The 25,631-nt window shown below is 64.8% G+C and carries 23 protein-coding genes; 13 read left to right on the top strand and 10 right to left on the bottom strand.

The genetic code is table 11. The features are described 5' to 3' along the window. Positions 1-29: 29 nt before the first annotated feature. The 4 genes from ABIC09_RS02100 to ABIC09_RS02115 all read left to right on the top strand — a co-directional run bounded on the left by ABIC09_RS02100 (position 30) and on the right by ABIC09_RS02115 (position 3,279). Positions 30-1,073, top strand: coding sequence for a CobW family GTP-binding protein (locus ABIC09_RS02100; protein ID WP_148751763.1), 1,044 nt, complete (start codon positions 30-32; stop codon positions 1,071-1,073). After that, a complete protein-coding gene (locus ABIC09_RS02105; protein WP_354108234.1) occupies positions 1,073-2,092 on the top strand; it encodes a WD40 repeat domain-containing protein in 1,020 nt (339 codons plus the stop codon). The genes ABIC09_RS02100 and ABIC09_RS02105 overlap by 1 nt, the downstream gene beginning before the upstream one ends. Before the next feature lie 30 nt (positions 2,093-2,122). Further along, complete coding sequence (locus tag ABIC09_RS02110) at positions 2,123-2,839, top strand: MgtC/SapB family protein (protein WP_354032844.1); 717 nt, start codon at positions 2,123-2,125, stop codon at positions 2,837-2,839. Between the two features lie 101 nt (positions 2,840-2,940). After that, on the top strand, positions 2,941-3,279 hold the full coding sequence (locus ABIC09_RS02115) for a hypothetical protein (protein WP_354082527.1): 339 nt from the start codon (positions 2,941-2,943) through the stop codon (positions 3,277-3,279). A 182-nt stretch (positions 3,280-3,461) separates the two neighbouring features. Here ABIC09_RS02115 and ABIC09_RS02120 read toward each other — a convergent pair whose 3' ends face one another. The 5 genes from ABIC09_RS02120 to ABIC09_RS02140 form a co-directional block, all read right to left on the bottom strand. Next, positions 3,462-4,904 (bottom strand): homospermidine synthase, encoded by a 1,443-nt coding sequence (locus ABIC09_RS02120; RefSeq protein WP_354108235.1) that lies wholly within the window; start codon positions 4,902-4,904, stop codon positions 3,462-3,464. Positions 4,905-4,952: 48 nt separating this feature from the next. Continuing rightward, the gene (locus tag ABIC09_RS02125; protein ID WP_354032846.1) at positions 4,953-5,342 is read right to left on the bottom strand and encodes a RidA family protein; all 390 of its coding nucleotides are present in this window, start codon (positions 5,340-5,342) and stop codon (positions 4,953-4,955) included. Positions 5,343-5,487: 145 nt separating this feature from the next. After that, positions 5,488-6,075: a GNAT family N-acetyltransferase gene (locus tag ABIC09_RS02130; RefSeq protein ID WP_354032847.1), complete on the bottom strand. Its 588-nt coding sequence runs from the start codon at positions 6,073-6,075 to the stop codon at positions 5,488-5,490. Between the two features lie 133 nt (positions 6,076-6,208). Further along, the gene (locus tag ABIC09_RS02135) at positions 6,209-7,351 is read right to left on the bottom strand and encodes a type III PLP-dependent enzyme (protein ID WP_148751770.1); all 1,143 of its coding nucleotides are present in this window, start codon (positions 7,349-7,351) and stop codon (positions 6,209-6,211) included. Positions 7,352-8,015: 664 nt separating this feature from the next. Beyond that, the gene (locus ABIC09_RS02140) at positions 8,016-8,270 is read right to left on the bottom strand and encodes a hypothetical protein (RefSeq protein ID WP_354108236.1); all 255 of its coding nucleotides are present in this window, start codon (positions 8,268-8,270) and stop codon (positions 8,016-8,018) included. A 135-nt stretch (positions 8,271-8,405) separates the two neighbouring features. Here ABIC09_RS02140 and ABIC09_RS02145 point away from each other — a divergent pair, with 135 nt between their 5' ends. From ABIC09_RS02145 to ABIC09_RS02155, 3 genes are read left to right on the top strand one after another with little or no spacing between them, the layout of a single operon-like run. Further along, complete coding sequence (locus ABIC09_RS02145; RefSeq protein ID WP_354108237.1) at positions 8,406-10,487, top strand: M3 family metallopeptidase; 2,082 nt, start codon at positions 8,406-8,408, stop codon at positions 10,485-10,487. Between the two features lie 5 nt (positions 10,488-10,492). Next, entirely contained in the window at positions 10,493-11,125 is a 633-nt protein-coding gene (locus ABIC09_RS02150) for a DUF1007 family protein (protein ID WP_354108238.1), read from the top strand. Continuing rightward, a complete protein-coding gene (locus ABIC09_RS02155; RefSeq protein WP_354108239.1) occupies positions 11,122-12,210 on the top strand; it encodes a nickel/cobalt transporter in 1,089 nt (362 codons plus the stop codon). Before ABIC09_RS02150 ends, ABIC09_RS02155 begins: the two co-directional genes overlap by 4 nt. 58 nt (positions 12,211-12,268) lie before the next feature. Here ABIC09_RS02155 and ABIC09_RS02160 read toward each other — a convergent pair whose 3' ends face one another. Then, complete coding sequence (locus tag ABIC09_RS02160; protein ID WP_354108240.1) at positions 12,269-12,667, bottom strand: MAPEG family protein; 399 nt, start codon at positions 12,665-12,667, stop codon at positions 12,269-12,271. An 82-nt stretch (positions 12,668-12,749) separates the two neighbouring features. Between ABIC09_RS02160 and hemH the strand changes: the two genes are divergently transcribed. From hemH to ABIC09_RS02180, 4 genes are all read left to right on the top strand, one after another. Next, positions 12,750-13,787 carry a ferrochelatase gene (hemH, locus tag ABIC09_RS02165; RefSeq protein WP_354108241.1) on the top strand — a complete coding sequence of 346 codons (1,038 nt, stop codon included), beginning with the start codon at positions 12,750-12,752 and terminating at the stop codon, positions 13,785-13,787. 10 nt (positions 13,788-13,797) lie between these two features. Further along, the gene (locus ABIC09_RS02170) at positions 13,798-14,760 is read left to right on the top strand and encodes an ABC transporter substrate-binding protein (protein ID WP_354108242.1); all 963 of its coding nucleotides are present in this window, start codon (positions 13,798-13,800) and stop codon (positions 14,758-14,760) included. A gap of 207 nt (positions 14,761-14,967) precedes the next feature. Continuing rightward, entirely contained in the window at positions 14,968-15,972 is a 1,005-nt protein-coding gene (locus tag ABIC09_RS02175; RefSeq protein WP_148751779.1) for an SPFH domain-containing protein, read from the top strand. Between the two features lie 54 nt (positions 15,973-16,026). Beyond that, the gene (locus ABIC09_RS02180; RefSeq protein WP_354108243.1) at positions 16,027-16,470 is read left to right on the top strand and encodes an NfeD family protein; all 444 of its coding nucleotides are present in this window, start codon (positions 16,027-16,029) and stop codon (positions 16,468-16,470) included. Between the two features lie 41 nt (positions 16,471-16,511). Here ABIC09_RS02180 and ABIC09_RS02185 read toward each other — a convergent pair whose 3' ends face one another. Continuing rightward, positions 16,512-16,850, bottom strand: a complete 339-nt coding sequence (locus ABIC09_RS02185; RefSeq protein WP_354108244.1) for a winged helix-turn-helix transcriptional regulator — start codon at positions 16,848-16,850, stop codon at positions 16,512-16,514. A gap of 73 nt (positions 16,851-16,923) precedes the next feature. Between ABIC09_RS02185 and ABIC09_RS02190 the strand changes: the two genes are divergently transcribed. After that, a complete protein-coding gene (locus ABIC09_RS02190; protein WP_354108245.1) occupies positions 16,924-17,475 on the top strand; it encodes a carboxymuconolactone decarboxylase family protein in 552 nt (183 codons plus the stop codon). 11 nt (positions 17,476-17,486) lie between these two features. Here ABIC09_RS02190 and ABIC09_RS02195 read toward each other — a convergent pair whose 3' ends face one another. Continuing rightward, on the bottom strand, positions 17,487-18,494 hold the full coding sequence (locus ABIC09_RS02195; RefSeq protein ID WP_354108246.1) for a KpsF/GutQ family sugar-phosphate isomerase: 1,008 nt from the start codon (positions 18,492-18,494) through the stop codon (positions 17,487-17,489). Positions 18,495-18,679: 185 nt separating this feature from the next. Between ABIC09_RS02195 and ABIC09_RS02200 the strand changes: the two genes are divergently transcribed. Further along, positions 18,680-20,425 carry an outer membrane beta-barrel protein gene (locus tag ABIC09_RS02200; protein ID WP_354108247.1) on the top strand — a complete coding sequence of 582 codons (1,746 nt, stop codon included), beginning with the start codon at positions 18,680-18,682 and terminating at the stop codon, positions 20,423-20,425. 168 nt (positions 20,426-20,593) lie between these two features. Here ABIC09_RS02200 and ABIC09_RS02205 read toward each other — a convergent pair whose 3' ends face one another. Further along, positions 20,594-22,045: a glutamate synthase subunit beta gene (locus ABIC09_RS02205; protein WP_354108248.1), complete on the bottom strand. Its 1,452-nt coding sequence runs from the start codon at positions 22,043-22,045 to the stop codon at positions 20,594-20,596. A gap of 145 nt (positions 22,046-22,190) precedes the next feature. Next, the coding region (gene gltB / locus ABIC09_RS02210; protein WP_354108249.1) for a glutamate synthase large subunit at positions 22,191-25,631 on the bottom strand (3,441 nt) is incomplete at its 5' end.

Raw genomic sequence — 25,631 nt, forward strand, 5'->3', positions numbered from 1 at the left:
CGCGCGAAAAGCCCGAAGTCGGAGTTGTTATGTCTGAAGCGACCGTCTCCAAAATTCCCGTGACCGTCCTGACCGGCTATCTCGGCGCCGGCAAGACCACGCTGCTGAACCGCATCCTGTCGGAAAACCACGGCAAGAAATACGCCGTCATCGTCAATGAATTCGGCGAGATCGGTATCGACAATGACCTCATCATCGGCGCCGATGAGGAAGTGTTCGAGATGAACAATGGCTGCATCTGCTGCACCGTGCGCGGCGACCTCGTCCGCATCATGGATGGCTTGATGAAGCGCAAGGGCAAGTTCGACGCCATCATCGTCGAGACCACCGGCCTTGCCGATCCGGCGCCGGTCGCCCAGACCTTCTTTGTCGACGAGGACGTGCAGAAGAACGCCCGCCTCGACGCGGTCGTCACGGTCGCCGACGCCAAATGGCTGTCCGATCGTCTGAAGGACGCGCCCGAGGCCAAGAACCAGATCGCCTTCGCGGACGTCATCGTGCTGAACAAGACCGATCTCGTCAGCAAGCCCGAGCTCGCCGAGGTCGAGGCCCGCATCCGTGCCATCAACCCCTATGCGAAGCTCCATCGCACCGAGCGCTGCTCGGTGGCCCTGGCCGATGTGCTCGATCGCGGCGCGTTCGATCTCGACCGCATCCTCGACATCGAGCCGGACTTTTTGCAGGCCGACGATCATGACCACGACCATGATCATCACGGCCACGATCATCATCACGACCATGATCACGGCCACGGCCTGAAGCATTACCACGACGAGGACATGCAGTCGCTGTCGCTCAAGACCGACAAGCCGCTCGATCCGAACGTGTTCATGCCCTGGCTCCAGAATCTGGTGCAGGTCGAGGGCGGCAAGATCCTGCGCTCCAAGGGCATCCTCGCCTTTCACGACGACGACGATCGCTACGTCTTCCAGGGCGTCCACATGATGCTGGAGGGCAACCACCAGCGGAAATGGAAGGACGGCGAGCAGCGCGAGAGTCGCCTCGTCTTCATCGGCCGCGAATTGCCCGAAGAGCTCATTCGCTCGGGCTTCGAGAGCTGCATCGTCTCGTGATGAAAGAGTTTACGCCGGCCCCCGATTCTGCCTCGATCGTCTCCGTCACCGATCGCGTCAAGCCTGTTACGCTCGGCATGGGCGTGACCTCGGTGCATTTCCTTGGCCCCCGCGCTGCCTTCGTCGGCGGCGAGGAGAATGTCGCGTTCGTCGACGCCAAGGGCGAGATCAGCACCGTCGCCGTGCACAGCGGCGGCATCCTCTCGACCGCCTCCGACGGCAAGCGCCTCGTGATGGGCGGCGACGACGGCAAAGTCGTTGCGCTCGACGCCAAGGGCGAGGTGACGCTGCTTGCCACCGATCCGAAGCGGCGCTGGATCGATGCGGTGGCGCTGCATCCGGATGGCGCCTTCGCCTGGTCCGCCGGCAAGACCGCGACCGTCAAGAGCGGCAGGGCCGAGGAAAAATCGCTCGAGGTGCCCTCGACCGTCGGTGGCCTCGCGTTCGCGCCGAAGGGCCTGCGGCTCGCGATCGCCCATTACAACGGCGCCACGCTGTGGTTTCCGAACATGGAGGGATCAGCCGAATTCCTGCCCTGGGCCGGCTCGCATCTCGGCGTCACCTTCAGCCCGGACAACAAGTTCCTGGTCACCACAATGCATGAGGCGGCGCTGCACGGCTGGCGGCTCGCCGATAACAGGCACATGCGCATGACCGGCTATCCCGGCCGCGTCCGCTCGATGTCCTGGAGCGCAGGCGGCAAGGCGCTAGCGACCTCGGGCGCCGACACCGTGATCCTGTGGCCGTTCGCCAGCAAGGACGGACCGATGGGCAAGGAGCCCGCGATGCTGGCGCCGCTGCAGGCCCGCGTCGCGGTGGTGGCCTGCCACCCCAAGAACGACATCTTCGCCGCCGGCTACAGCGACGGCACCGTGCTTATGGTGCGGATGGAGGACGGCGCGGAGATCCTGGTCCGCCGCAACGGCACGCCGCCGGTGGCCGGGCTCGCCTGGAACGCCAAGGGCACGCTGCTCGCCTTCGCCGACGAAAATGGGGACGGCGGACTGCTCGAGCTTTGATCTGTCATCGTTCCGGCCGTATAGGGAATCATGCGGTTCCTGACGACCTTCCAGATCGCTGATTTTGCCGACACGTTGGTCAGCCTGTTCACGGCCTTCGTGCTGGGCACGCTGATCGGCGCCGAGCGGCAATATCGGCAGCGCACCGCCGGCCTGCGCACCAATGTGCTGGTCGCGGTCGGCGCTGCCGCCTTCGTCGATCTCGCCATGCATTTGACCGGCGCGGACGGTGCGGTGCGGGTGATCTCCTATGTCGTCTCCGGCATCGGATTCCTCGGCGCCGGCGTCATCATGAAGCAGGGCATGGACGTGCGCGGGCTCAACACCGCGGCGACGCTGTGGGCCTCTGCCGCCGTCGGCTCCTGCGCCGGGGCCGACATGGTCGCGCAGGCCGCAGCGCTCACCGTGTTCGTCATTGCCGGCAACACGATGCTGCGCCCGCTGGTCAACGCCATCAACCGCATCCCGCTGAATGAGAAGACCTCGGAGGCGACCTATTACTTCAAGCTCGCGGTCGCGACCGATGCGTTGCCCGACATGCGCGACCGCGTCGTCGACAAGCTCGCGGCGGCGAAATATCAGGTGGCCGACATCGAAGTCGTCGAGATCGGCGACGATATCCTGGAGATCGTCGCAAAGCTGGTTGCGACCGCGGTCGATCCGAACGAGCTCAACGCGGTGGCGACCGATCTCCAGCATTTGCCCGGCGTGCGCCACGCGACCTGGGAAGTCAGCACCACGGATTGAGCGCGACGTTCCGGCGCGCAAACCTCTGGTTCCGCCCGGCCCCGGCTTGGAACTGCGGCTTGGCAAATTCGTTGATCCCACAGACAAAAGCGGTGATCGATATGCCCGGCAGGAACGACAAGCGCCGACCTCGACGAGACCTTTTGATCGCTTGCTCGCTATTTGCTGCAGGCGTCGTGATCTCGGGCCTGTCACTCGCGCAGATCCGGGACGAGAGCCGGATGCAGACGGCGCAGGCGACGGGGCCGCTTCAGGGCACGCCGTCCGAGGATCAGAGCAAGACGCCTGCGGAATCAAAGCCCGGCGGCGATCGCCCCACCACGCCGGCGCCCGAGCCCGCGCGCCCCGATCCACAGACGCAGGGCGCTGCGGGCGCGGCGAAACCAGCATTGCCGCCGGCACCTGCCGAGAAGATCGCGCCGCCGATCAAGGAGAAGTAGAAGCAGTCTCCACGCATTCGGTGTCATCACCCGCCTTGTGCGCAATTGTGCACTGGGGCGGGCGATCCAGTATTCCAGAGACGCTCGTTTGATACGGAGAGGCCGCGGCGTACTGGATGCCCCGCCTTCGCGGGGCAGGACGGCGGTGTGTGGGATGAGGCGCGCCGCCCCGGAGCGACGGCTCACCGCACCAGCACATTCCGGAACTGCCAGGGATCGCTCGTGTCGATATCCTCCGGAAACAGTCCCGGACGATCCGTCAGCGGCGTCCAGTCGGTGTAGAAACCCTTCACCGGGCCGAGATAGGGCAGCTGGATTTCCAGCAGGCGGTCGAAATCCATCTCATCGGCTTCGACGATGCCTTCCTTCGGGTTCTCCAGCGCCCACACCATGCCGCCAAGCACAGCGGAGGTCACCTGCAGGCCGGTGGCGTTCTGATAGGGCGCAAGCTTGCGGGTCTCCTCGATCGAGAGCTGCGAGCCGTACCAATAGGCGTTGTTGTCGTGACCGAACAGCAGCACGCCGAGCTCGTCGATGCCGTCGACGATCTCGTTCTCGTCGAGGATGTGGTGCTTCTCTTGCATCTTCGCTGCGCGGCCGAACATTTCATGCAGCGACAGCACGGCATCGTCGGCCGGATGATAGGCATAGTGGCAGGTCGGCCGATAGACTGCCGTGCCTGATGCGTCACGCACGGTGAAGTAATCGGCGATCGAGATCGACTCGTTGTGGGTGACCAGGAAGCCATACTGGGCGCCGCGGGTCGGGCACCAGGTGCGCACGCGCGTGTTGGCGCCGGGCTGCATCAGATAGATGGCGGCGCCGCAGCCGGCTTCGTGGGTCCGCGCATTCTCGGGCATCCATTTTTCATGGGTGCCCCAGCCGAGCTCGGACGGCTGCACGCCTTCCGACAGGAAACCTTCCACCGACCAGGTGTTGACGAAAACGTCCGGCTCTTTCGGCGACTTGGAGCGCTGGGTGTCGCGTTCGGCGATGTGGATGCCCTTGATGCCGGCCTGCCGCATCAGATCCGCCCATTCGGCCTTGGTCTTCGGCTTGGGGGCGTTGAGCTTCAGATCCGCGGCGACGTTGAGCAGCGCCTGCTTGACGAAAAAGGAGACCATGCCGGGATTGGCACCGCAGCAGGAGACGGCCGTCGTCGAGCCCGCCGGGCGCGCCTTCTTGGCGACCAGCGTCGCTTCGCGCAGGGCGTAGTTGGAGCGCGCTTCCGGGCCCTTCGAGGAATCGAAATAGAAGCCGAGCCAGGGCTCGTTGACGGTGTCGATATAGAGCGCGCCGAGCTCGTCGCAGAGCTCCATGATGTCGGTCGAGCCGGTGTCGACCGAGAGGTTGACGCAAAAGCCCTGGCCACCGCCTTCGGTGAGCAGCGGGGTCAGCAATTCGCGGTAATTGTCCCTGGTCACGGCTTTCTGGATGAAGCGCACATTCTGCTTCTCGCAATGCGCCCTGCGGCCCTCGTCCTTGGGATCAATCACGGTGACGCGCGACTTGTCGTAATCGAGATGCCGCTCGATCATCGGCAGCGTGCCTTTGCCGATGGAGCCGAAGCCGACCATGACGATGGGACCAGTGATCTTCGCGTAGATCTGCGAGGGGTGGCTCATGGGATGGGTTCTCCGGAACGTGCTGGCGGACAAAGGGTGAGGGGTGGCTCAGGCGCTGCGGCGCTTGGCGGTGACTTCGATCTCGACCTTCATCTCGGGCTTGTAGAGCGAGGAGACGACGAGAAGCGTGGCGGCCGGGCGGATCTCGCCGAGGACTTCGCCGCAGACCGCGAAGTGGGCGTCGGCGTCCTTGGCGTCGGTGAGGTAGTAGGTCACGCGGACCACGTCGGCCATCTCGAATCCGCCCTCCTTCAGGGCCGCCTCGATGGTCTTGAAGCAGTTGCGTGACTGGCTCGTGACATCGGCCGGCATGGTCATCGTGGTGTAGTCATAGCCGGTGGTCCCCGCGACGAAGGCGAACTCGCCGTCGATCACGGCGCGGCTGTAGCCAGCGGTCTTCTCGAAGGGGGAGCCGGTCGAAATCAGGCGACGGGACATGTGTTGGACCTCGGCTGAAAGGGTGCTTCGCGGGGTTAAAGGGCGTTTCCGGGGCCTTCGCAACCCCCAAGGAGCGGTGTCAAGTCAGGCGTAGCCGGGCATCGCCGCTCAAAGCGGCTTCGGTCGTCGCCATCATGGCAGTCCCTTAAGCCGCGTGCGCTTCGAGGGGGCGAACCGCCCTCCGTTTGGGCAGGGCCGCGCCGGTCGGGACTATCATCCCGCAGGCGCCATCCAGCGCACCGTCCTGAAATTCGATCGCCAGCAGGCGGTCGCGCTCGAACGGGCCGGGCAGCGCCAGTGCGCCGGTCTTCTCCGCAGAGAAGCCGAAGCGGGCGTAGTAGGGCGCGTCGCCGAGCAGGATCACGGCGGCATGCCCGCGCGCCCGAGCGGCAGCCAGCGCTTGTTGCATCAGCGCGGCGCCGATCCCGAGCTCGCGGCAGGCGGGGTCCACCGCCAGCGGTCCGAGGACCAGAGCGGGCCTGCCTCCGGCGCTGACGTGCCACAGCCGCACGGTTCCCACGAGTGTCCCCTCGTGCATCGCCGACAGCGCAAGGCCCGCGGCAGGTGCACGTCCGTCGCGCAGGCGCTGGCAGGTGCGGTCATGGCGGTTCTCGCCAAAGCAGGCATCGAGCAGCGCTTCACGCATCGTGACGTCGACAGCACGCTCGCTGCGGATGGCGAACGGCGCGGCTTTCGAAGTGAGGGCAATCTGTGGCTTCCGAAAAGCAGTCATGGCGCGTCAGTCCCCGCTTGAGCCGACGTGCACGCAGCACGCCGGTCCAAGGCGTCATCAGAATGGCAATGTCGAGAAGGGAGCCGGCGGACCGGCTCCCGGGTTCGTCAGGCCTCAGAAAGAGAGAGGCGGATCAGATGTGGTAGGTCTTCAGCGGCGGGATGCCGTTGAACGCCACCGCCGAGTAGGTCGACGTATAGGCCCCGGTGCCTTCGATCAGCAGCTTGTCGCCGATCTCGAGCGTCACGGGAAGCGGATACGGGTTCTTCTCGTACAGCACGTCGGCGCTGTCGCAGGTCGGGCCGGCGAGCACGCACGGGGTCATGTCCGCGCCGTCATGCGGGGTACGGATGGCGTAGCGGATCGACTCGTCCATCGTCTCGGCGAGACCGCCGAACTTGCCGATGTCCAGATAGACCCAGCGCACCTCGTCCTCGTCGCTCTTCTTCGAGATGAGCACGACCTCGGATTCGATGATGCCGGCGTTGCCCACCATGCCGCGGCCCGGCTCGATGATGGTTTCCGGAATCTGGTTGCCGAAGTGCTTGCGCAGCGCGCGGAAGATCGAGCGGCCGTAAGTCACGACCGGCGGCACGTCCTTCAGGTACTTGGTCGGGAAGCCGCCGCCCATGTTGACCATGGAGAGGTTGATGCCGCGCTCGGCGCAGTCGCGGAACACCTGCGAGGCCATCGCCAGAGCGCGGTCCCACGCCTTCACCTTGCGCTGCTGCGAGCCGACATGGAAGGAGATGCCGCACGGCTCCAGGCCCAGACGCTTGGCGACGTCGAGCACCTCGACGGCCATTTCCGGGTCGCAGCCGAACTTGCGCGACAGCGGCCATTCGGCGCCGGCGCAGTCATAGAGGATGCGGCAGAACACCTTCGCGCCGGGAGCGGCACGGGCGACTTTCTCGACCTCGGGGACGCAGTCCACGGCAAACAGCCGGATGCCGAGCGCGAAGGCGCGCGCGATATCACGTTCCTTCTTGATCGTGTTGCCGAAGGAGATGCGGTCGGGCGTAGCGCCAGCAGCCAGCGCCATCTCGATCTCGGCGACGGTCGCGGTGTCGAAGCACGAGCCCATCGATGCCAGCAGCGCCAGCACTTCCGGCGCCGGGTTCGCCTTGACGGCATAGAACACGCGGCTGTCGGGCAGCGCCTTGGCAAAGGTCTGGTAATTGTCGCGCACGACCTCGAGGTCGACGACGAGGCAAGGCTCGGTGTCCCGGCCCTCGCTGCGGCGGTTGCGCAGGAATTCCTGAATACGTTCGGTCATAGCACTCTCCCAAACGGCCCAGCGACGGGGATCCGTTCAAAAAATGTCGTCGGATAAGAGCGCTCCAGCCAGATCACGCGATGGAGGCGTGACGAGCCAAAGACTCACATCAGACTGTGCTGCCGTGGATTGGTTGGGAATTTTCCCGCCCGCACACCTGGCAATGAAGGACAAGCCTTTTCAGTAGCCCGCGCCGGCGTTGGACTGCCGGTAGAGACCAAAAAAGCCCGATCCGTCGTTGCTTTAAGTCGCGTCCCCCGTTGAGAGCGGGGTGCGCCGGTTCGCCTCCGGCTGCCAGTCACGGTTGCAAAGGGCAAAGTCACCTTCGACAAGGCATCTCTTTGAGAGAGATGCTGGACGCTCCGGGTTTGCTACCGTCATCTGACTTTAAAGGTCTTCCGACTTCTGCACTTCCGAAGAGCCCCTCGGCTTCTTCACCCCTTGGCGGCTGTCCGGCCTCTTGTCCGGATACCTACCGACTGACACACGACCACAGGCACGTGCGAAATTGGGCAAGAACGCACATAAGGGTTTTGAATCTCGATCGCAAGAATTTTTTTAGCCTAGCGACAAGATTACCTAACATCTGCTTGCACTGTGATGCGCGAGCGACGCTGAAGATGAACAGGCGTTAAGTTTTTCCGGAGCAGCGCGCGTACGCGCGTCAGCCGCGCTTCGTGAACGGCTCGACGCGCTGAGCGGTGCGGATGAAGGCGGTCATCACCAGCACGCCGAGCGCAAACATCACGGCCTGAAGGATGTGCGCGCCCTGGTCGCCGAGCCCGAACAGAATTGCGAGTGCCCAGCCGCCGGCAAATGCCGCACCGAACACCTCGGCACCGATCAGGATGGCGGCGCTGACAACGGTGATGACGCTCGGCCAGACGATCTGACGGGAAGACGAGGAGGAGGCGTTCATGGGCTTTGGGGTCCGTAGCTTCGAGGGCCGCAATCTCCCCGAAAAGGCGGGCGGGAGCAAGGCCAAATGGCCCAAAAAAGCCCCATCGCGTGCTATAGCTGGATCCAACAAATCGGCTCAAAAAACGGACTTGTGATGTCAGACCCCCGCCAAACCACGGACACCGAGGCCAACCCGCTGCTGAAGGCCTGGGTGACGCCATTTGCGACCCCGCCCTTCGACGAGATCAAGCCGGAGCATTTCCTCCCCGCCTTCGAGCGGGCTTTTGCCGATCACTCCGCCGAGATCGCGGCGATCACCAACGATCCGGCCGCGGCCGACTTCGCCAACACCGTCACGGCGCTGGAGCGCTCCGGCAAGCTGCTCAACAAGGTTGCTTCCGTCTTCTACGACCTGGTCTCGGCGCATTCCAACCCGGCCATCCTGGAGATCGACAAGGAGGTTTCCTTGCGGATGGCGCGGCACTGGAATCCAATCATGATGAATGCCGTGCTGTTTGGCCGCATCGCCCAGCTGCACGAGAACCGCGCCAATCTCGGCCTCGACCCGGAGCAGCTCCGCCTGCTGGAGCGCACCTACACCCGCTTCCACCGCGCCGGCGCCGGCCTCTCCGACGAGGCCAAGACGCGCATGGCCGAGATCAACGAGAAGCTGGCCCAGCTCGCGACCGGCTTCAGCCATCATCTGCTCGGCGACGAGCAGGACTGGTTCATGGAGCTCGGTGAGGCCGACCGCCAGGGCCTGCCGGAGAGCTTCGTCGCCGCCGCCAAAGCTGCGGCAGAAGATCGCGGCATGGAAGGCAAGGCCATCGTGACGCTGTCGCGCTCCTCGACCGAGCCGTTCCTGAAGAGCTCGGCCCGGCGCGACCTGCGCGAGAAGGTCTACAAGGCCTTCACGGCGCGCGGCGACAATGGCAATTCCAACGACAACAACACGACCATCGGCGAGATCCTGAAGCTGCGCGAGGAGAGCGCCAAGCTGTTGGGCTACCCGACCTTCGCGGCCTACCGGCTCGAAGACTCCATGGCCAAGACGCCGGATGCGGTTCGCGGCCTGCTCGAACGGGTCTGGAAGCCGGCCCGGGCCCGGGCACTCGCCGACCGCGACGAGATGCAGGCGCTGATCACGGAGGAGGGCGGCAATTTCAAGCTCTCTCCCTGGGATTGGCGCTTCTACGCCGAGAAGCTCCGGCTCCAGCGCGCCAATTTCGACGACGCCGCGATCAAGCCTTATCTGACGCTCGACCATATGATCGCCGCCGCCTTCGACTGCGCCACGCGCCTGTTCGGCGTCACGTTCGCGGAGCGCAAGGACGTGCCGGTCTGGCATCCCGACGTCCGGGTCTGGGAGGTGAAGGGCCCCGACGGCAAGCACAAGGCGCTGTTCTACGGCGACTATTACGCCAGGCCGTCAAAACGCTCCGGCGCATGGATGACCTCGCTGCGCGACCAGCAGAAGCTCGATGGCGAGATCGCGCCGCTCGTCATCAACGTCTGCAATTTTGCCAAGGGCACCGGAGCCGAGCCCTCGCTGCTGTCGCCCGACGATGCCCGCACCCTGTTCCACGAGTTCGGCCACGGCCTGCATGGCATGCTCTCCAACGTGACCTATCCGTCGCTTTCGGGCACCTCCGTGTTCACCGATTTCGTCGAGCTGCCCTCGCAGCTCTACGAGCACTGGCAGGAGCGGCCCGAGGTGCTGCAGCAATTCGCCCGCCACTACCAGACCGGCGAGCCGCTGCCGGACGACCTGCTGCAACGGTTCCTTGCCGCGCGAAAGTTCAACCAGGGCTTTGCCACCGTCGAGTTCGTCTCCTCGGCGCTGGTCGATCTCGAATTCCACTCCCAGCCCGCCGCCGCCGTCCAGGACGTGCGCGCCTTCGAGAGACGCGAGCTTGAGAAGATCGGCATGCCCGAGGAAATTGCTATGCGGCATCGGCCGACGCAGTTCGGCCACATCTTCTCTGGCGACCACTACGCGGCCGGCTATTACAGCTACATGTGGTCGGAGGTGATGGACGCCGACGCCTTCGGCGCCTTCGAGGAGGCCGGCAACATCTTCGATCCTGATGTGGCCAAGCGCCTGCACGACGACATCTATTCGAGCGGCGGATCGGTCGATCCGGAGGCCGCCTACGAGGCCTTCCGCGGCCGCCCGCCCGAGCCCGACGCGCTGCTCCGCCGCCGCGGCCTGCTCGACGACGCCAAGGCGGCCTGACCGGCATGCGCGCCCTGTTCGGTCTGCTGCTCGCCGCCGTCGTGATGCTCGCATCAGGCGCGGCGAGCGCGCATCCGCATGTCTGGATCACGGCGACGAGCGAGCTGCTCTATGCCGAGGACGGCTCGATCACCGGCGTCCGCCACGCCTGGACCTTTGACGACATGTTCTCGGCCTATGCGGTCCAGGGGCTCGAGAGCAAGAAAAAGGGCGCCTATACGCGCGAGGAGCTGGGGCCGCTGGCGCAGACCAATGTCGAGTCGCTGAAGGAATATGCTTACTTCACCTTCGCGCGAGCCGACGGCAAGAAGGAGCGATTCCAGGAGCCGGTCGACTATTATCTCGACTACAAGGACACGGTGCTGACCCTGCACTTCACCTTGCCGCTGAAGACGCCGCTCAAGCCGAAGCAACTGATGCTGGAAGTGTTCGACCGATCCTTCTTCATCGACTTCCAGATGGCCAAGGACAACCCGGTCAGGCTGGTCGGTGCGCCCGCGGGCTGTGAGATGAAGCTCGATCGTCCCAGCGACGGCACCGCGACTGCGCAGAAGCTCAATGAGCAGACTTTCATGGACGGACCGAGCGCCAATTTCGGCATGATGTTCGCCAACAAGATCACGGTGGATTGCCCTTGAAGCCGCATCTCTCGCATCTTGGTCGCGGGCTCCTCGCCTGCGCCGCTGTTCTCCTCGTCGTCGGCGTGGCCGATGCCGCGCTCCATGATGTCCTCGCGCAAAATCCGTTCGGCGCGCCGAAGTCGGCGCAGGCGGCCGAGCCCGAGGCCAGCGGCCTCATCGGCTGGCTGCTGGCAAAGCAGTCGGAATTCTATCGCCAGATGTCGTCGACCATCCGCGCTGCGAAGACCGACGGCTCAGCGGTGTGGACGCTGCTCTTCATCTCCTTTGCCTACGGCATCTTCCACGCCGCCGGCCCCGGCCACGGCAAGGCCGTGATCGCCTCCTATCTCGTCGCCAACCGCGAGACCGCGCGGCGCGGCATCGCGCTGTCGTTTGCCTCGGCGCTGATGCAGTCGCTGGTCGCGATCCTGATCGTCGGCATCTCGGCCTGGATCCTGAATGCGACAGCCAAGACCATGTGCAAGGCGGAGGGCGCGATCGAGATCGCGAGCTATGGCCTGATCGCGCTGTTCGGCCTGCGGCTGGTCTGGGTCAAGGGCCGCACGTTCATCAGCGCGCTCCAGGCGACGCAGCCGGTGCCGGCGATCGCGGGCATGCCGCACGACCATGATCACAGCCATCACCACCATCATCATGATCACGATCACCACGATCACGCACACGCTCATCAAGCGCACGACCACGTCCACGACGAGCATTGCGGCCATTCCCATGGCCCCACCCCGAGCGAGCTCGCCGGCCCCGGCGGCTGGCGGCGCGGGTTTGCCGCGATCCTGACCGTCGGCATCCGCCCCTGCTCGGGCGCGATCCTGGTGCTGGTGTTCGCGCTCGCCCAGGGCCTGTTCTGGGCCGGCATCGCCGCGACCTTCCTGATGGGCCTGGGTACCGCGATCACGGTCGCGGCCATTGCGGTGATTGCCGTGTCCGCCAAGGACATCGCCGGCCGCCTGAGCGGCGCCCGCGACGGCGGCGGCGCCCTCTTCATGCGCGGCATCGAGTTCGGCGCCGCCGCCCTCGTGCTGCTGTTTGGCGCGGGACTGTTATTCGGCTACATCGCGGCCGAACGGACGACGTGTTTTTAAGCCAAACTCTCGTGCCCCGGACGCGGCGCAAGTGCTGGGCCGTGCGGGACACGAGTGCTCACACCGGCAAAAACCGCTTCAGCATCGGCATCAAGAAAATCCCGAGATTGAGCGCAAAGCCGATGCTCCAGAGGATGGAGCGCAGCGTCGGGCGGTTGCCGAGATAGGTCAGGACATAGGCGATCCGCACGATCAGGAACAGCACCGCGAGCTCGTCGATCAGGCGCTGCGGCGAGTCCCGGAATTCAGCGAGCAGGACGGCAAAGGCGAAGAACGGGAAGGTCTCGATCCCGTTCTGGTGCGCGCCCAGCGCGCGCTGCGCGATGGCGTCCTGATAGAAGGCGGGATCGCGCGGCCGGGAATTGTCGAAGCCGCGAAACCGGATCCATTTGATCGTGCCGATCGTCAAGAGGTAGAGCAGCAGCGCTCCGAGAACGCACCATTCCGCGAGTGTCATCTTCCCTCCCCCGCTCGTGGGGGACCCTAGCGAAACCGGGCTCATCTTGACAAGTTCGGAGCAACGCGCGACGCAACTGACCATGACGGCCACCGCCCCCATTGCGACCGCGAAACCGGCAGCGCCACCGGCCCAGCCGCGCGTCGGCGTGCTGCTGGTCAATCTCGGCACGCCCGATACCGCGGATGCCCCGGGCGTGCGGGTCTATCTCAAGGAATTTCTCTCGGACGCCCGCGTGATCGAGGACCAGGGCCTGATCTGGCAGCTGGTGCTGAACGGCATCATCCTGCGAAGCCGTCCACGCACCAAGGCGCTCGACTACCGGAAGATCTGGAATAACGAGCGCAATGAATCGCCGCTGAAGACTATTACGCGGTCGCAAGCCGACAAGCTCGCCGCCGCGTTGTCGGACCGCGCCCATCTGGTGATGGATTGGGCGATGCGCTACGGCAATCCCTCGATCAAGGCGGGCATCGATGCGCTGATCGCGAAGGGCTGCGATCGTATCCTCGCCGTGCCGCTTTATCCGCAATATTCCGCCTCGACCTCGGCGACCGTCTGCGACGAGGTGTTCCGCGTGCTCGCCCGCCTGCGCAATCAGCCGACGCTGCGGGTGACGCCGCCTTATTACGAGGACGAGGCCTATATCGAGGCGCTCGCAATCTCAATCGAGACGCATCTGGCCACACTGCCGTTCAAGCCCGAGCTGATCGTCGCCTCCTTCCACGGCATGCCGAAATCCTATGTCGACAAGGGCGATCCATATCAGAGCCACTGCATCGCCACGACCGCGGCGCTGCGCCGCCGGCTCGGCATGGACGAAACAAGTCTGCTGCTGACCTTCCAGTCGCGCTTTGGCAATGGCGAGTGGCTGCAGCCCTACACCGACAAGACGATGGAGCGTCTCGCCAAGGAAGGTGTGCGCCGCATCGCCGTAGTGACACCGGGCTTCTCCGCCGACTGTCTCGAGACGCTGGAGGAGATTGCGCAGGAGAACGCCGAGATATTCAAGCACAATGGTGGCGAGCAGTTCTCGGCGATCCCCTGCCTCAACGACAGCGATCCCGGCATGGATGTGATCCGCACGCTGGTGCTGCGCGAGCTGCAAGGCTGGATATGAGGACAGCTCCATGAACCGCCGCGAATGTCTGGCGCTTCTTGGGGCGATCACCGCGTTGGCGCCCTCCGCTCTGGCGCAGCAGCCGACGACGATGCGACGGCTCGGCGTGCTCACCGTCACCGAAGATGACGTGATCGGGCAGGCTCCCCTTGCCGAGGCGCTGGCCGCGCATGGCTGGAAGGAAACGGCCAATCTGCAAATCGACTGGCGCAGCGGCGACGGTGACAGGCAGCGGACCGCGAAGTTCGCAGAGGAGCTGGTCGCGCTCAAGCCAGATGTCTTGTTCGCGATCGGTACGCCCTCGGTCGAGGAGCTGCAGAAGCGTACGGCGGCGCCGATCGTCTTTGCCGTGATCACCGACCCTGTCAGCCAGGGCTTTGTCAAAAACCTCGCCCATCCCGGCGGCAACATCACCGGCTTCACCGATTATGACGGCCCGCTCGCCGGCAAGTGGCTGGACCTGCTGACGCAGATCCAGCCAAGGGTGTCCCGCGTCTTTGTCGTCTACAATCCCGCGACTGCGCCTTTCGCCGGCCTCATGTTGCACACGATCGAGCAGGCCGGACGCACTCTTCATGTGACAGTCGAGCCCGCGCCGGTCCACGACGCAGCCTCGCTTGCCGCGCTGGCCTCGCACAAAGATAGCGGTTTCCTGGTGCTGCCCGACTTCTTCACCATGGCCAATCGCGCGCCTCTGCTCGCGGCCATTGCGCAAGTGCGGGCGCCGGCAATGTTCTGGAGCCGCATCTTCGTCGATGAAGGCGGGCTGATGGCTTACAGCACCGACAGTGCCGAGCAGCTTCGCCGCGCCGCCAGCTACATTGACCGCATCCTCAGAGGCGCGCAGGCGGCCGACCTGCCGGTCCAGAATCCCACCAAGTTCGAATTGGCGATCAATCTGAAGACGGCCAAGGCGATTGGCGTCACGCTGCCTCCAAGCCTGCTCGCAACCGCGAACGATGTCATCGAGTAGCGGTGCAAATCCTTAACATTTGCCGCTAGGTCTGCGCCTCCGAGCTTTCAAGGCCAGACCGCAAATACATAACCGTGACCGTTCCCTCTCCGTGCATCTTGTGCAGAATGGCGTGGATGCCGACGTGAAAGGCGACCGCTGAACCGGTAGGGTCCTGGTCCCGACCAATGGCAGCACGGGAAAGGGCTTTCCCGCCTTGGAGGAAATATGAGCGGTTTCGATATTTTCGCGATTGTTCTGGTGTTGCTCGTCATCGTCACGCTGATCGCCGGCGTGAAGACGGTGCCGCAGGGCTATGACTGGACCATCGAGCGGTTCGGCAAATACACCCAGACGCTGAGCCCCGGGCTCAATCTGATCGTGCCCTATTTCGACCGTGTCGGGCGCAAGATCAACATGATGGAGCAGGTGATAAACATTCCCGAGCAGGAGGTAATCACCAAGGACAACGCCACCGTGACGGTGGACGGCGTCGCCTTCTTCCAGGTGTTCGATGCCGCGAAGGCGAGCTACGAGGTCTCCAACCTCGAGCAGGCGATCATTGTGCTGACCATGACCAATATCCGATCGGTGATGGGTTCGATGGATCTCGATCAGGTGCTGTCGCACCGTGACGAGATCAACGAACGCCTGCTGCGCGTCGTCGATGCCGCGGTCTCGCCTTGGGGCCTCAAGGTCAATCGCATCGAGATCAAGGATATCGTGCCGCCCGCCGACCTCGTCGAAGCGATGGGCCGGCAGATGAAGGCCGAGCGCGTCAAGCGCGCCGACATCCTTCAGGCCGAAGGTGCGCGCCAGTCCGAGATCCTGCGCGCCGAGGGCGCCAAGCAGGGGCAGATCCTGCAAGCCGAAGGCCGCCGCGAGGCCGCCTTCCGCGACGCCGAAGCGCGCGAGCGATCGGCGGAAGCCGAGGCCAAGGCCACGCAAATGGTCAGCGAGGCCATCGCCAAGGGTGACGTGGCGGCGTTGAACTACTTTATCGCCGACAAGTACATCAAGGCGTTCGGCCAGCTGGCGGAGTCGCCGAACCAGAAGGTCATCATGCTGCCGGTCGAAGCGATGGGCATGCTGGGTTCGCTCGCCGGCATCGGCGAGATCGCCAAGGCGACGTTTGGCGAAAGTGCCGTATCCGCTGCCGCTGCCGCCCGTCGCGGCGGCTCGGTGCCATCCTCCGCTCCTACGCCGCCGGCCGTGCCGCCGCGGCAGGGATAGGATCAGTGCATGGCCTTCCGATAAGGTCATGCGCCAATTTTTAGAGGTCGTGTCATGACCGACATGTTCGTATCGCTCGGCACCTGGAACTGGCTGATCTTCGGCTTCATCCTGATGGCGCTTGAGGTGATCGCGCCGGGCGTGTTCCTGTTCTGGCTCGGACTTGCGGCGTTGCTGGTCGGCCTGATCTCGTTCGCTGTCGTTATCTCCTGGCAAATCCAGCTCGTGATGTTCGCGGTGTTCGCGGCCGCTGCCGTGCCGGTGTGGCGCCGGCTCGCCCGGCCGAAGCCGGACGCAAGCGCAAGCCCCTTCCTCAACAAGCGCAGCGAGGCGCTGCTGGGCCGCGAGTTCACGCTGGAGAAGCCGATCATCGACGGCAACGGCACCATGCGCATCGGCGATACGGTGTGGCGCGTGGCAGGCCCGGACACACCGGCGGGAACGCGGGTGAAGGTGGTGCAGGTGGACGGCGCCAATCTGACGGTGGCAGCGGCGTAATCCACCGCAATGACGAGCTTGTTGAGGCTGGATTGCCAGACCTAGGCACCGGTCTTGCTGTGCCACCTCTCCGCAAACCTGTGTAGCGGCATGAATGTCTCGCACAGCTCCCGCCCGAGCGCCGTCAGGCCATAGCCGCCGCCATCGCCCAGCTCGACGAACCCCGCCTCGCGCAACTCCGTCAGTCGCGCCTGCAGCACCGTCGGCGAAGCCTCGTCGCAGGCAGCGCGAAGCGCGCGCGAAGTGAGGGGCTGATCGCGCAACTCCCACAATATCCGCAGGCTCCAGCGCCGGCCTAGCAGGTCGAGCAGCGCCATGATCGGCCGCCCGCTGCGCGAGCCACGCACGCGGCGCTCCCCTGATGCTGGTTGTTTCGCCATCGCGCCCCCTCTTGCGTCTTGCTACGGATAATGTAGCGTAGATGCTACAGTAAGTGTAGCAAGGAGGACGGCCATGTCATCCCCGACGCCGCGTATCGCTCCGCTCGCGCCGCCTTATCCCCCGGAGATCCAGGCGCAGTTCGATCGCATCATGCGCGGCGCGCCGCCGCTGATGCTGTTCCGGGTCATGGCGGGGCACACCCGCGCCTGGGACAAGTTTCGCGCCGCCGGCCTGCTCGATCCCGGTCCGCTGTCGCTGCGCCAGCGCGAGATCGTCATCGATCGCACCTGTGCGCTCAACCGTTGCGAATATGAATGGGGCGTCCATGTCGCGATCTTCGCCGGCGCAGCGAAGCTCACCGAGGATGAGGTACGCGCAACTGTTGAGGGCGATGCGAACTCACCCTGCTGGTCGCCGGCCGAGCAGGGTCTGATCGCGGCGGTGGACGCGCTGCATCACCGCGCGACGTTCACCGACGCGGAGTTTGCTGGACTGTCGTCGTATTACGACGAGGCCCAGATTCTGGAGATCATGCTGCTGTGCGGCTTCTACCGCACGGTGTCGTATCTGGCGAACGGGCTGCGATTGCCGCTGGAGGAGAAGGCGGCGCGGTTTCCGGCGTAGCGAAGGGCGCGCTACGCCACGCCCGCGCGCAGCAGATCGTGCAGATGCACGATGCCGACCACCTTGTCCGCCTCGGTCACCACCAGCGTCGTGATCTTGCGGGTGTTCAGCACCTCGATCATCTCGGTCGCCAGCATCGAGGGCGGCACGCTCTTCGGCTGCCTGGTCATGATGTCGTCGACCGACGCCGTCAGCAGGTCAGGCCGCATATGACGGCGCAGATCGCCGTCGGTGATGATGCCGACAGCCTCGTTGGCGGCGTTGACGATGCAGACGCAGCCGAGCCCCTTGGCGGACATCTCCATCACCGCGTCCGACATCTTGGTGCCTTCAGGCTTCACCGGAATCTCCGCACCGGTGCGCATGTAGTCTCGGACGAATTTCAGCATCGCGCCCAGCTTGCCGCCGGGGTGGAAATGGGCGAATTCCAGCGCGGTGAAGCCGCGGCCTTCGAGCAGCGCAATCGCAATGGCATCGCCGATCGCGACCTGCATCATGGTCGAGGTGGTCGGCGCCAGATTGTGCGGGCAGGCCTCGCGCGCCTTCGGCAGCTCGATCACGATGTCGGCGGCCTGGCCCAGCGAGGAGGCCGCGTTCGACGTCACCGCAATCATCGGGATCGCGAACCGCGCCGAATAGTTCACCAGCGTCTTCATCTCCGGCTGCTCGCCGGACCAGGACAGCGCCATGATGACGTCGTCGGTGGTGATCATGCCGAGATCGCCATGGGCGGCTTCAGCGGTGTGAACGAAGAACGCCGGCGTGCCTGTCGAGGCCAGGGTCGCTGCGATCTTGCGCGCCATGTGGCCGGACTTGCCGAGCCCGGTGACGATGACACGGCCCTTGGCGTTGCGGATCAGGTCGACAGCCCTAGCGAACGCCTCTCCCAGCGGACCGCGCAGGGCGGTCGCGAGCGCGTTGATGCCGCCGCTCTCGGTCTCCAGCGTGCGGAGCGCGGATTCGACGCTTGTCGGGGTAGGGCCGGATGATGGGGTCATCAGCGGTTTCGAGCTCGGCATGCATCTATCCAGAGAGGTAGGGCGATTGCCGCCTCCTTAGCACGCCCGCGCCGACGAGGCGACGCGGGCTCCAACGCCCTCAACCGGTCATTAACCATAATTGTTTTAACTCCATTAACGATGGTTCCCGCGCATTCGCGGAAGGGCATCGAAGAAGCGTTTGATTTCGTTGGAGTTATTCCATCGTGGGGTCGCCTCCAGGTAGGGGCCGGAGCAGTTGCGCGTACGTCTTTCGCGCCGCTTTGCCATGCCTGCTGCTGACCGCACTGGAAACCGGCCCGGCGGCCGCCCAGAGCCTGACGCCCGATCTGTTCAATCCCAATCGCGGCGGCTTCGTCGCGCCCGACACCCTGCCGACGCGCCGCACGGCCGCTGTCCCGCAGGCGCCATCGGATGCGATCCCGGCGCCGCCGGATCCCAACGACGATCCGCGCAAGAGCCGCGAGAGGCCTGCGCCGTCGCGTATCGGTCAGGTCCCGACCTACGGCCTGCCCGCAGCCAACGGCGCGAGCAGCTCCGGCTACGACTCGCTCAACCGCACGCGCCAGCAGCCAAGACTCTATCCGGGCCAGCCGAAGCCGAAGAAGCCCACAGGTCCGGGCTCACCGGTGCCGTCCGTAACACCGACGCTGTCCCCTCTCGGTGCACCGCGCATTGCGCCACCGCCGTCGGAGAGCGCCAACAAGACGCCGGTGCCGCCGGCGATGGCGGGCATCGTGCCTGGTCAGCCTCAGCGCCGTCGCCTCAAGATCGATGACGATGCGTTCGGCGCGGTCGGCGATTACGCCGGCAGCTTCCTGATCAAGGGCGGCCTCGAGCTCTCCACCGGCTACGACACCAATCCGGCGCGCCTGCAGAAGCCGGTCGGCTCGCCGGTCTATGTCGTCGCGCCCGATCTTCTCGTCGTGTCCGACTGGGAGCGCCACGCGCTGGTCGCTGACTTACGCGGCTCATTCTCCGGCTACACCAACAACATGCCGGCGACGATCGACGGCCTCGCCTCGCCGTCGCCGGTCGAAATCAACCGTCCCGATTTCACCGGCCATGTCGACGGCCGTTTCGACGTCGACCGCGATCTCAAGCTGACCTCGCAGCTGCGCCTGCGCCTCGCCACCGACAATCCCGGCAGCCCGAACGTGCAGGCCGGCCTGCAGAAATATCCCGTTTACGCCACCTATGGCGGCACCTTCGGCTTCGACCAGACGTTTAACCGCTTCCAGGTCGCGGCCGGCGCCACGATCGACCGCACCGCCTATACCGATTCCAAGCTCACCGACGGCTCGACCTTCAGCAACGACGATCGCGATTTCAACCAGTATGGCGGCGTCGGGCGTTTCTCCTATGAGCTCAAGCCGGGGCTCAAGCCGTTCGTCGAGATCGAAGGCGACAACCGCGTCCACGATCAGGCCGCCGATCGCAACGGATACTTGCGCGATTCAAACGGCGGCTATGCCAAGGTCGGCTCGTCCTTTGAATTCTCGCGCATCCTTACCGGCGAGATCTCGGTCGGCTACTCCGCGCGCAACTATGTCGACCCGCGGCTGAGCCAGCTCTCGGGTTTCCTGACCTCGGGCTCGCTGATCTGGAACGCGAGCGGCCTGACCACGGTGAAATTCAACACCGACACGCAGATCGCGGAAACCACGATCCCCGGCTCCTCCGGCGTGCTGGTGCACACCTATGCCGCCGAGGTGGATCACGACTTCCGCCGCTGGCTCACCGCGATCGGCAAGTTCACCTACGGCACCTACGACTACCAGGGCCAGAATCGCAACGACAAGACCTACTCGCTTGAAGGCAATTTGATCTACAAGCTCAACCGCAATGTCTGGATCAAGGGCACGCTGCGCCACGACATCCTGGACTCGAACCAGCCGGGCTCGAGCTCGCAGGGCACGGTGGTGATGCTGGGGGTGAGGCTGCAGAATTAGTACGCCTGCCGCCGTGCACATTCAGCGAGGCAAAAGGCGAGGGCGCGGCTCTTTCCGCCGTCATTCCGGGGCGCGCGAAGCGCGAGCCCGGAATCCATTTATCCACCGTCCCTGAGGCCCGATGGATTCCGGGCTCGCGCCAAGTGGCGCGCCCCGGAATGACCGAACCTACCGCGGCAGGTCCGTCTTCCCCATCAGGAACGTATCGATCGACCTTGCACACAGCCGGCCTTCGCGGATCGCCCACACCACCAGCGATTGCCCACGCCGCATGTCGCCCGCCGAAAACACGTTCGGGCGCGAGGTCTGGTAGTCGAGCGTGTTGGCCTTGACGTTGCCGCGCGGATCGAGCTCGACCGCGAGCTGCTTCAAGAGGCCCTCGTGCACGGGATGCACGAAACCCATGGCGAGCAGGATCAGCTCGGCGTCGAGCTCGAATTCGGTGCCGCCAATCGGCTTGAACTTGTCGTCGACGCGCACGCAGTGCAGCTTCTTGACCTTGCCGTTCTCGCCGGAAAACTTCTGCGTCAGCACGGCGTATTCGCGGACCGCGCCTTCGGCCTGGCTCGACGACGTGCGCATCTTGAGCGGCCAGTTCGGCCAGGTCAGGCCCTTGTTCTCGCGCTCGGGCGGGGCCGGCATGATCTCGAGCTGGGTCACGGAGAGCGCGCCCTGGCGCAGCGAGGTGCCGATGCAGTCGGAGCCGGTGTCGCCGCCGCCGATGACGACGACGTGCTTGCCGCCCGCCAGAATCTCGGTGATGCCGTTCAAGGGCTCGCTGGAGACGCGGCGGTTCTGTTGCGGCAGGAAGTCCATCGCGTAGTGAATGCCGTCGAGCTCGCGGCCGGGGATCGCCAGGTCGCGCGGAGCCTCTGCGCCGCCGGTCAGCGCAACGGCGTCGTACTCGTTCAACATCTCGCGCGGATCGACATTGCCGTCGACGCCGACATGGCTGTTGTAGTGGAAGGTGACGCCTTCGCCTTCCATCTGCTTGACGCGGCGGTCGATGATGCCCTTCTCCATCTTGAAGTCGGGAATGCCATAGCGCAGCAGTCCGCCGGCCTTGGCGTACTTCTCGAACAGGTGCACGTCGTGACCGGCGCGCGCGAGCTGCTGCGCACAGGCCATGCCGGCCGGACCCGAGCCAATCACAGCGACCTTCTTGCCGGTCTTCACGGCGGCCAGTTCAGGCTTCAGCCAGCCATTGTCCCAGGCACGGTCGACGATCGCGCATTCGATGGTCTTGATGGTGACAGGGTTGTCGTCGATGTTGAGCGTGCAGGAGGCTTCACATGGAGCCGGACAAATGCGGCCGGTGAACTCCGGGAAGTTGTTGGTCGAGTGCAGGTTGCGCGAGGCTTCTTCCCAATTGCCCTGATAGACGAGGTCGTTGAAATCGGGGATCTGGTTGTTGACGGGGCAGCCTGGCGTGCCCGGCGCGACCGAGCCGGTGCCGTGGCAATAGGGAATGCCGCAGTTCATGCAGCGCGCGGCCTGGTCGCGCGTTTCCTTCTCGGTCAAGGGAACGACGAACTCGTTGTAATGCTTCACGCGCTCGGCGACCGGGGTGTACTTGCGGTCATGCCGTTCGATTTCGAGAAAACCCGTGATCTTGCCCATTAAACCCGAAGTCCCTGCCGCTTAAATTCGTTTGTTGCTTCCCCACCGTCATTGCGAGGAGCGAAGCGACGAAGCAATCCAGTCTATATCCGAGGAGAAAGTCTGGATTACTTCGCTACGCTCGCAATGACGGGCGCTGATATTCCTAGGCCCCGATCGCGATTTTCGGCTCGGCGTCCGCGTTGGCCGCCATTTCGCGCAGCGCGCGCCGGTACTCGACCGGCATCACCTTGCGGAATTTGGGCAGCCAATCCTTCCAATTGGCAAGGATGTCGGCGGCGCGCTTGGAGCTGGTCGCTTTCGCATGGCGCGAGATCAGGACGTGCAGGCGCTCGACGTCGGAGTCGAGCAGGTTCTTGAACACGTCGACCCGGCCATGCGCCTCGAGGTCACCCGAGTGGTTGTAGGTGCCGGCATTAATCAGCTCTTCCGACAGCACCGGCTCGAGCTCGACCATCGCCATGTTGCACAGCTTGTCGAAATCGCCGGTCTCGTCGAGCACATAGGCGATGCCGCCGGACATGCCGGCCGCGAAGTTGCGCCCGGTCTTGCCGAGCACGACCACGATGCCGCCGGTCATGTATTCGCAACAATGATCGCCCGCGCCTTCGACGACGGCGACCGCGCCCGAGTTGCGCACGGCAAAGCGTTCGCCGGCGACGCCGCGGAAGTAGCACTCGCCCTGAATCGCGCCGTACATCACGGTGTTGCCGACGATGATGCTCTCTTCCGGCACGATGCTGCTGTTGGCCGGCGGCTTGACGATGATCTTGCCGCCAGAGAGGCCCTTGCCGACATAGTCGTTGGCTTCACCTTCGAGCTCGAAGGTGACGCCGTTGGCGAGCCACGCACCGAAGGCCTGACCCGCGGTGCCCTTGAGGCTGACATGGATGGTGTCCTGCGGCAGGCCGGCGTGGCCGTAGATCTTGGCGACCGTGCCGGACAGCATCGCACCGGCGGAGCGGTTAGTGCTGTTGATCGCAGCCTCGATCTTGACTGGCGCGCCGCGATCGAGCGAGGGCTGTGCCTTCTCGATCAGCGTGCGGTCGAGCACCGCCTCCAGATGATGGTTCTGGCGCTCGGAGTGATAGATCTTCTGGCCCTTTTCCTCCTTCTGCTTGACGAAGAGCTTCGAGAAGTCGAGCCCCTTGGCCTTCCAGTGCGCGACCAGCTTGGTCTGGTCGAGCAGCTGAACCTGGCCGATCATCTCGTTGAAGGTGCGGAAGCCGAGCGAGGCCATGATCTCGCGGACTTCCTCCGCGACGAAGAAGAAGTAGTTGATCACGTGCTCGGGCTGGCCGGTGAAGCGCTTGCGCAGGACGGGATCTTGCGTGGCGACGCCGACCGGGCAGGTGTTGAGATGGCACTTGCGCATCATGATGCAGCCGGCCGCAATCAGCGGCGCGGTGGCAAAGCCGAACTCGTCGGCACCGAGCAGCGCGCCGATCACGACGTCACGACCGGTGCGGAAGCCGCCGTCGACCTGGACCACGATGCGGCTGCGCAGCCGCTCGCGCACCAGCGTCTGGTGGGTTTCGGCAAGGCCGATTTCCCACGGGCTGCCGGCATGCTTGATCGAGGTCAGCGGCGAGGCGCCGGTGCCGCCCTCGAAGCCCGCGATGGTGACATGGTCGGCGCGCGCCTTGGCGACGCCCGCGGCGACGGTGCCGACGCCGATCTCGGAGACGAGCTTGACCGAAACGTCGCCCGTCGGGTTGACGTTCTTGAGGTCGTAGATCAGCTGCGCCAGATCCTCGATCGAGTAGATGTCGTGGTGCGGCGGCGGCGAGATCAGGCCGACGCCCGGCGTCGAATGCCGGACCTTGGCGATGGTCGCGTCAACCTTGTGGCCGGGCAGCTGGCCGCCTTCGCCGGGCTTGGCGCCCTGCGCCATCTTGATCTGCATCATGTCGGAGTTGACGAGATACTCCGTGGTGACGCCGAAGCGGCCGGAGGCGACCTGCTTGATCGCCGAACGCATGCTGTCGCCGTTCGGCATCGGCTTGAAGCGGTCGGCTTCCTCGCCGCCTTCACCGGTGTTCGACTTGCCGCCGATCCGGTTCATGGCGATCGCAAGCGTCGTGTGCGCCTCGCGCGAGATCGAGCCGAAGCTCATCGCACCCGTGGCGAAACGCTTGACGATGTCCTTGGCCGGCTCGACCTGATCGAGCGGAATGGGCTTGCGCTTCTCTTCGTCCGCATTCTTGATCCGGAACAGGCCGCGCAGCGTCAGCAGCCGCTCCGACTGCTCGTTGAGGATTCTTGCGAAGGCGCGATAGCGCTCCAGCGAATTGCCGCGGGCGGCATGCTGAAGCAGCCCGACCGACTCGGCGGTCCAGGCATGATCCTCGCCGCGGCTGCGATAGGCGTATTCACCACCGACATCGAGCGCGGTCTTGTAGACCAGCGCCTCGCCGAACGCGTCGGCATGGCGGCGCACGGCCTCTTCCGCGATCTCGGCGAGACCCACGCCTTCGACGCGGGTATGCGTGCCGACGAAGAACTTTCCGACGAAGTCCGCCTTGAGGCCGACCGCGTCGAAGATCTGCGCGCCGCAATAGGACTGGTAGGTCGAGATGCCCATCTTGGACATCACCTTGAGCAGGCCCTTGCCGATCGACTTGATGTAGCGCTTGACGATCTCGTAGTCGTCGAGCGGGCCGGGCAGGCGGTCCTTCATCGCGATGATGGTTTCGAAAGCCAGATAGGGATTGATCGCTTCAGCGCCGTAACCCGCGAGGCAGGCGAAGTGATGCACTTCGCGCGGCTCGCCGGACTCGACGACGAGGCCGACCGAGGTGCGCAGGCCGGTGCGGATCAGATGGTGGTGCACGGAGGCGCAGGCCAGCAGCGACGGGATCGGCACGCGGTCAGTGCCGACCATGCGGTCGGACAGGATAATGATGTTGACGCCTTCGCGCACCGCAGCTTCCGCGCGCGCGCAGAGCTCGTCGAGCACCTGGTCCATGCCGGCCGCGCCGAGACCGGCGTGGAAGGTGGTGTCCAGCGTGCGCGACTTGAAGTGCGACTCGGCCACATCCGAGATCGAGCGGATCTTTTCGAGATCGGCATCGGTCAGGATCGGCTGGCGTGCTTCGAGGCGCTTGGTGGTGGCAAGGCCCTGCAGATCGAACAGGTTCGGCCGTGGTCCGATGATCGAGACCAGGCTCATCACCAGCTCCTCGCGGATCGGGTCGATCGGCGGGTTGGTGACCTGCGCAAAGTTCTGCTTGAAGTAGGTGAACAGCGGCTTGGCCCTGTCCGACAACGCCGAGATCGGCGTGTCGTTGCCCATCGAGCCGGCCGCTTCCTCGCCGATGGACGCCATCGGTGTCATCAGGATGGCGATGTCTTCCTGGCTGTAGCCGAACGCCTGCTGGCGATCCAAAAGCGATAGGTTAGAGCGCACGCCGGTGGTCGGCACCTTCGGCAGCTCTTCCAGCACGATCTGGGTCCGCTCCAGCCACTCCTCGTAGGGATGGCTCCGGGCGAGCTCGGCCTTGATCTCGTCGTCGGGGATCAAGCGGCCCTGCTCGAGGTCGACCAGCAGCATCTTGCCGGGCTGCAAGCGCCACTTGGTGATGAT

The sequence above is a fragment of the Bradyrhizobium sp. S3.12.5 genome, assembly GCF_040548225.1.
Classification (GTDB): domain Bacteria; phylum Pseudomonadota; class Alphaproteobacteria; order Rhizobiales; family Xanthobacteraceae; genus Bradyrhizobium; species Bradyrhizobium cytisi.

Excerpts from the sequence above, each read along its gene's own strand:
- ABIC09_RS02205 (WP_354108248.1), bottom strand. The coding sequence starts at position 22,045 with ATGGGCAAGATCACGGGTTTTCTCGAAATCGAACGGCATGACCGCAAG.
- ABIC09_RS02125 (WP_354032846.1), bottom strand. The coding sequence starts at position 5,342 with ATGTCCCGTCGCCTGATTTCGACCGGCTCCCCCTTCGAGAAGACCGCT.
- ABIC09_RS02180 (WP_354108243.1), top strand. The coding sequence starts at position 16,027 with ATGACCGACATGTTCGTATCGCTCGGCACCTGGAACTGGCTGATCTTC.
- ABIC09_RS02195 (WP_354108246.1), bottom strand. The coding sequence starts at position 18,494 with ATGCCGAGCTCGAAACCGCTGATGACCCCATCATCCGGCCCTACCCCG.
- ABIC09_RS02170 (WP_354108242.1), top strand. The coding sequence starts at position 13,798 with ATGAACCGCCGCGAATGTCTGGCGCTTCTTGGGGCGATCACCGCGTTG.
- ABIC09_RS02150 (WP_354108238.1), top strand. The coding sequence starts at position 10,493 with ATGCGCGCCCTGTTCGGTCTGCTGCTCGCCGCCGTCGTGATGCTCGCA.
- ABIC09_RS02105 (WP_354108234.1), top strand. The coding sequence starts at position 1,073 with ATGAAAGAGTTTACGCCGGCCCCCGATTCTGCCTCGATCGTCTCCGTC.
- ABIC09_RS02110 (WP_354032844.1), top strand. The coding sequence starts at position 2,123 with ATGCGGTTCCTGACGACCTTCCAGATCGCTGATTTTGCCGACACGTTG.
- ABIC09_RS02130 (WP_354032847.1), bottom strand. The coding sequence starts at position 6,075 with ATGACTGCTTTTCGGAAGCCACAGATTGCCCTCACTTCGAAAGCCGCG.
- ABIC09_RS02140 (WP_354108236.1), bottom strand. The coding sequence starts at position 8,270 with ATGAACGCCTCCTCCTCGTCTTCCCGTCAGATCGTCTGGCCGAGCGTC.
- ABIC09_RS02175 (WP_148751779.1), top strand. The coding sequence starts at position 14,968 with ATGAGCGGTTTCGATATTTTCGCGATTGTTCTGGTGTTGCTCGTCATC.
- ABIC09_RS02185 (WP_354108244.1), bottom strand. The coding sequence starts at position 16,850 with ATGGCGAAACAACCAGCATCAGGGGAGCGCCGCGTGCGTGGCTCGCGC.
- hemH (WP_354108241.1), top strand. The coding sequence starts at position 12,750 with ATGACGGCCACCGCCCCCATTGCGACCGCGAAACCGGCAGCGCCACCG.
- ABIC09_RS02190 (WP_354108245.1), top strand. The coding sequence starts at position 16,924 with ATGTCATCCCCGACGCCGCGTATCGCTCCGCTCGCGCCGCCTTATCCC.
- ABIC09_RS02100 (WP_148751763.1), top strand. The coding sequence starts at position 30 with ATGTCTGAAGCGACCGTCTCCAAAATTCCCGTGACCGTCCTGACCGGC.
- ABIC09_RS02145 (WP_354108237.1), top strand. The coding sequence starts at position 8,406 with ATGTCAGACCCCCGCCAAACCACGGACACCGAGGCCAACCCGCTGCTG.
- ABIC09_RS02135 (WP_148751770.1), bottom strand. The coding sequence starts at position 7,351 with ATGACCGAACGTATTCAGGAATTCCTGCGCAACCGCCGCAGCGAGGGC.
- ABIC09_RS02120 (WP_354108235.1), bottom strand. The coding sequence starts at position 4,904 with ATGAGCCACCCCTCGCAGATCTACGCGAAGATCACTGGTCCCATCGTC.
- ABIC09_RS02160 (WP_354108240.1), bottom strand. The coding sequence starts at position 12,667 with ATGACACTCGCGGAATGGTGCGTTCTCGGAGCGCTGCTGCTCTACCTC.
- ABIC09_RS02115 (WP_354082527.1), top strand. The coding sequence starts at position 2,941 with ATGCCCGGCAGGAACGACAAGCGCCGACCTCGACGAGACCTTTTGATC.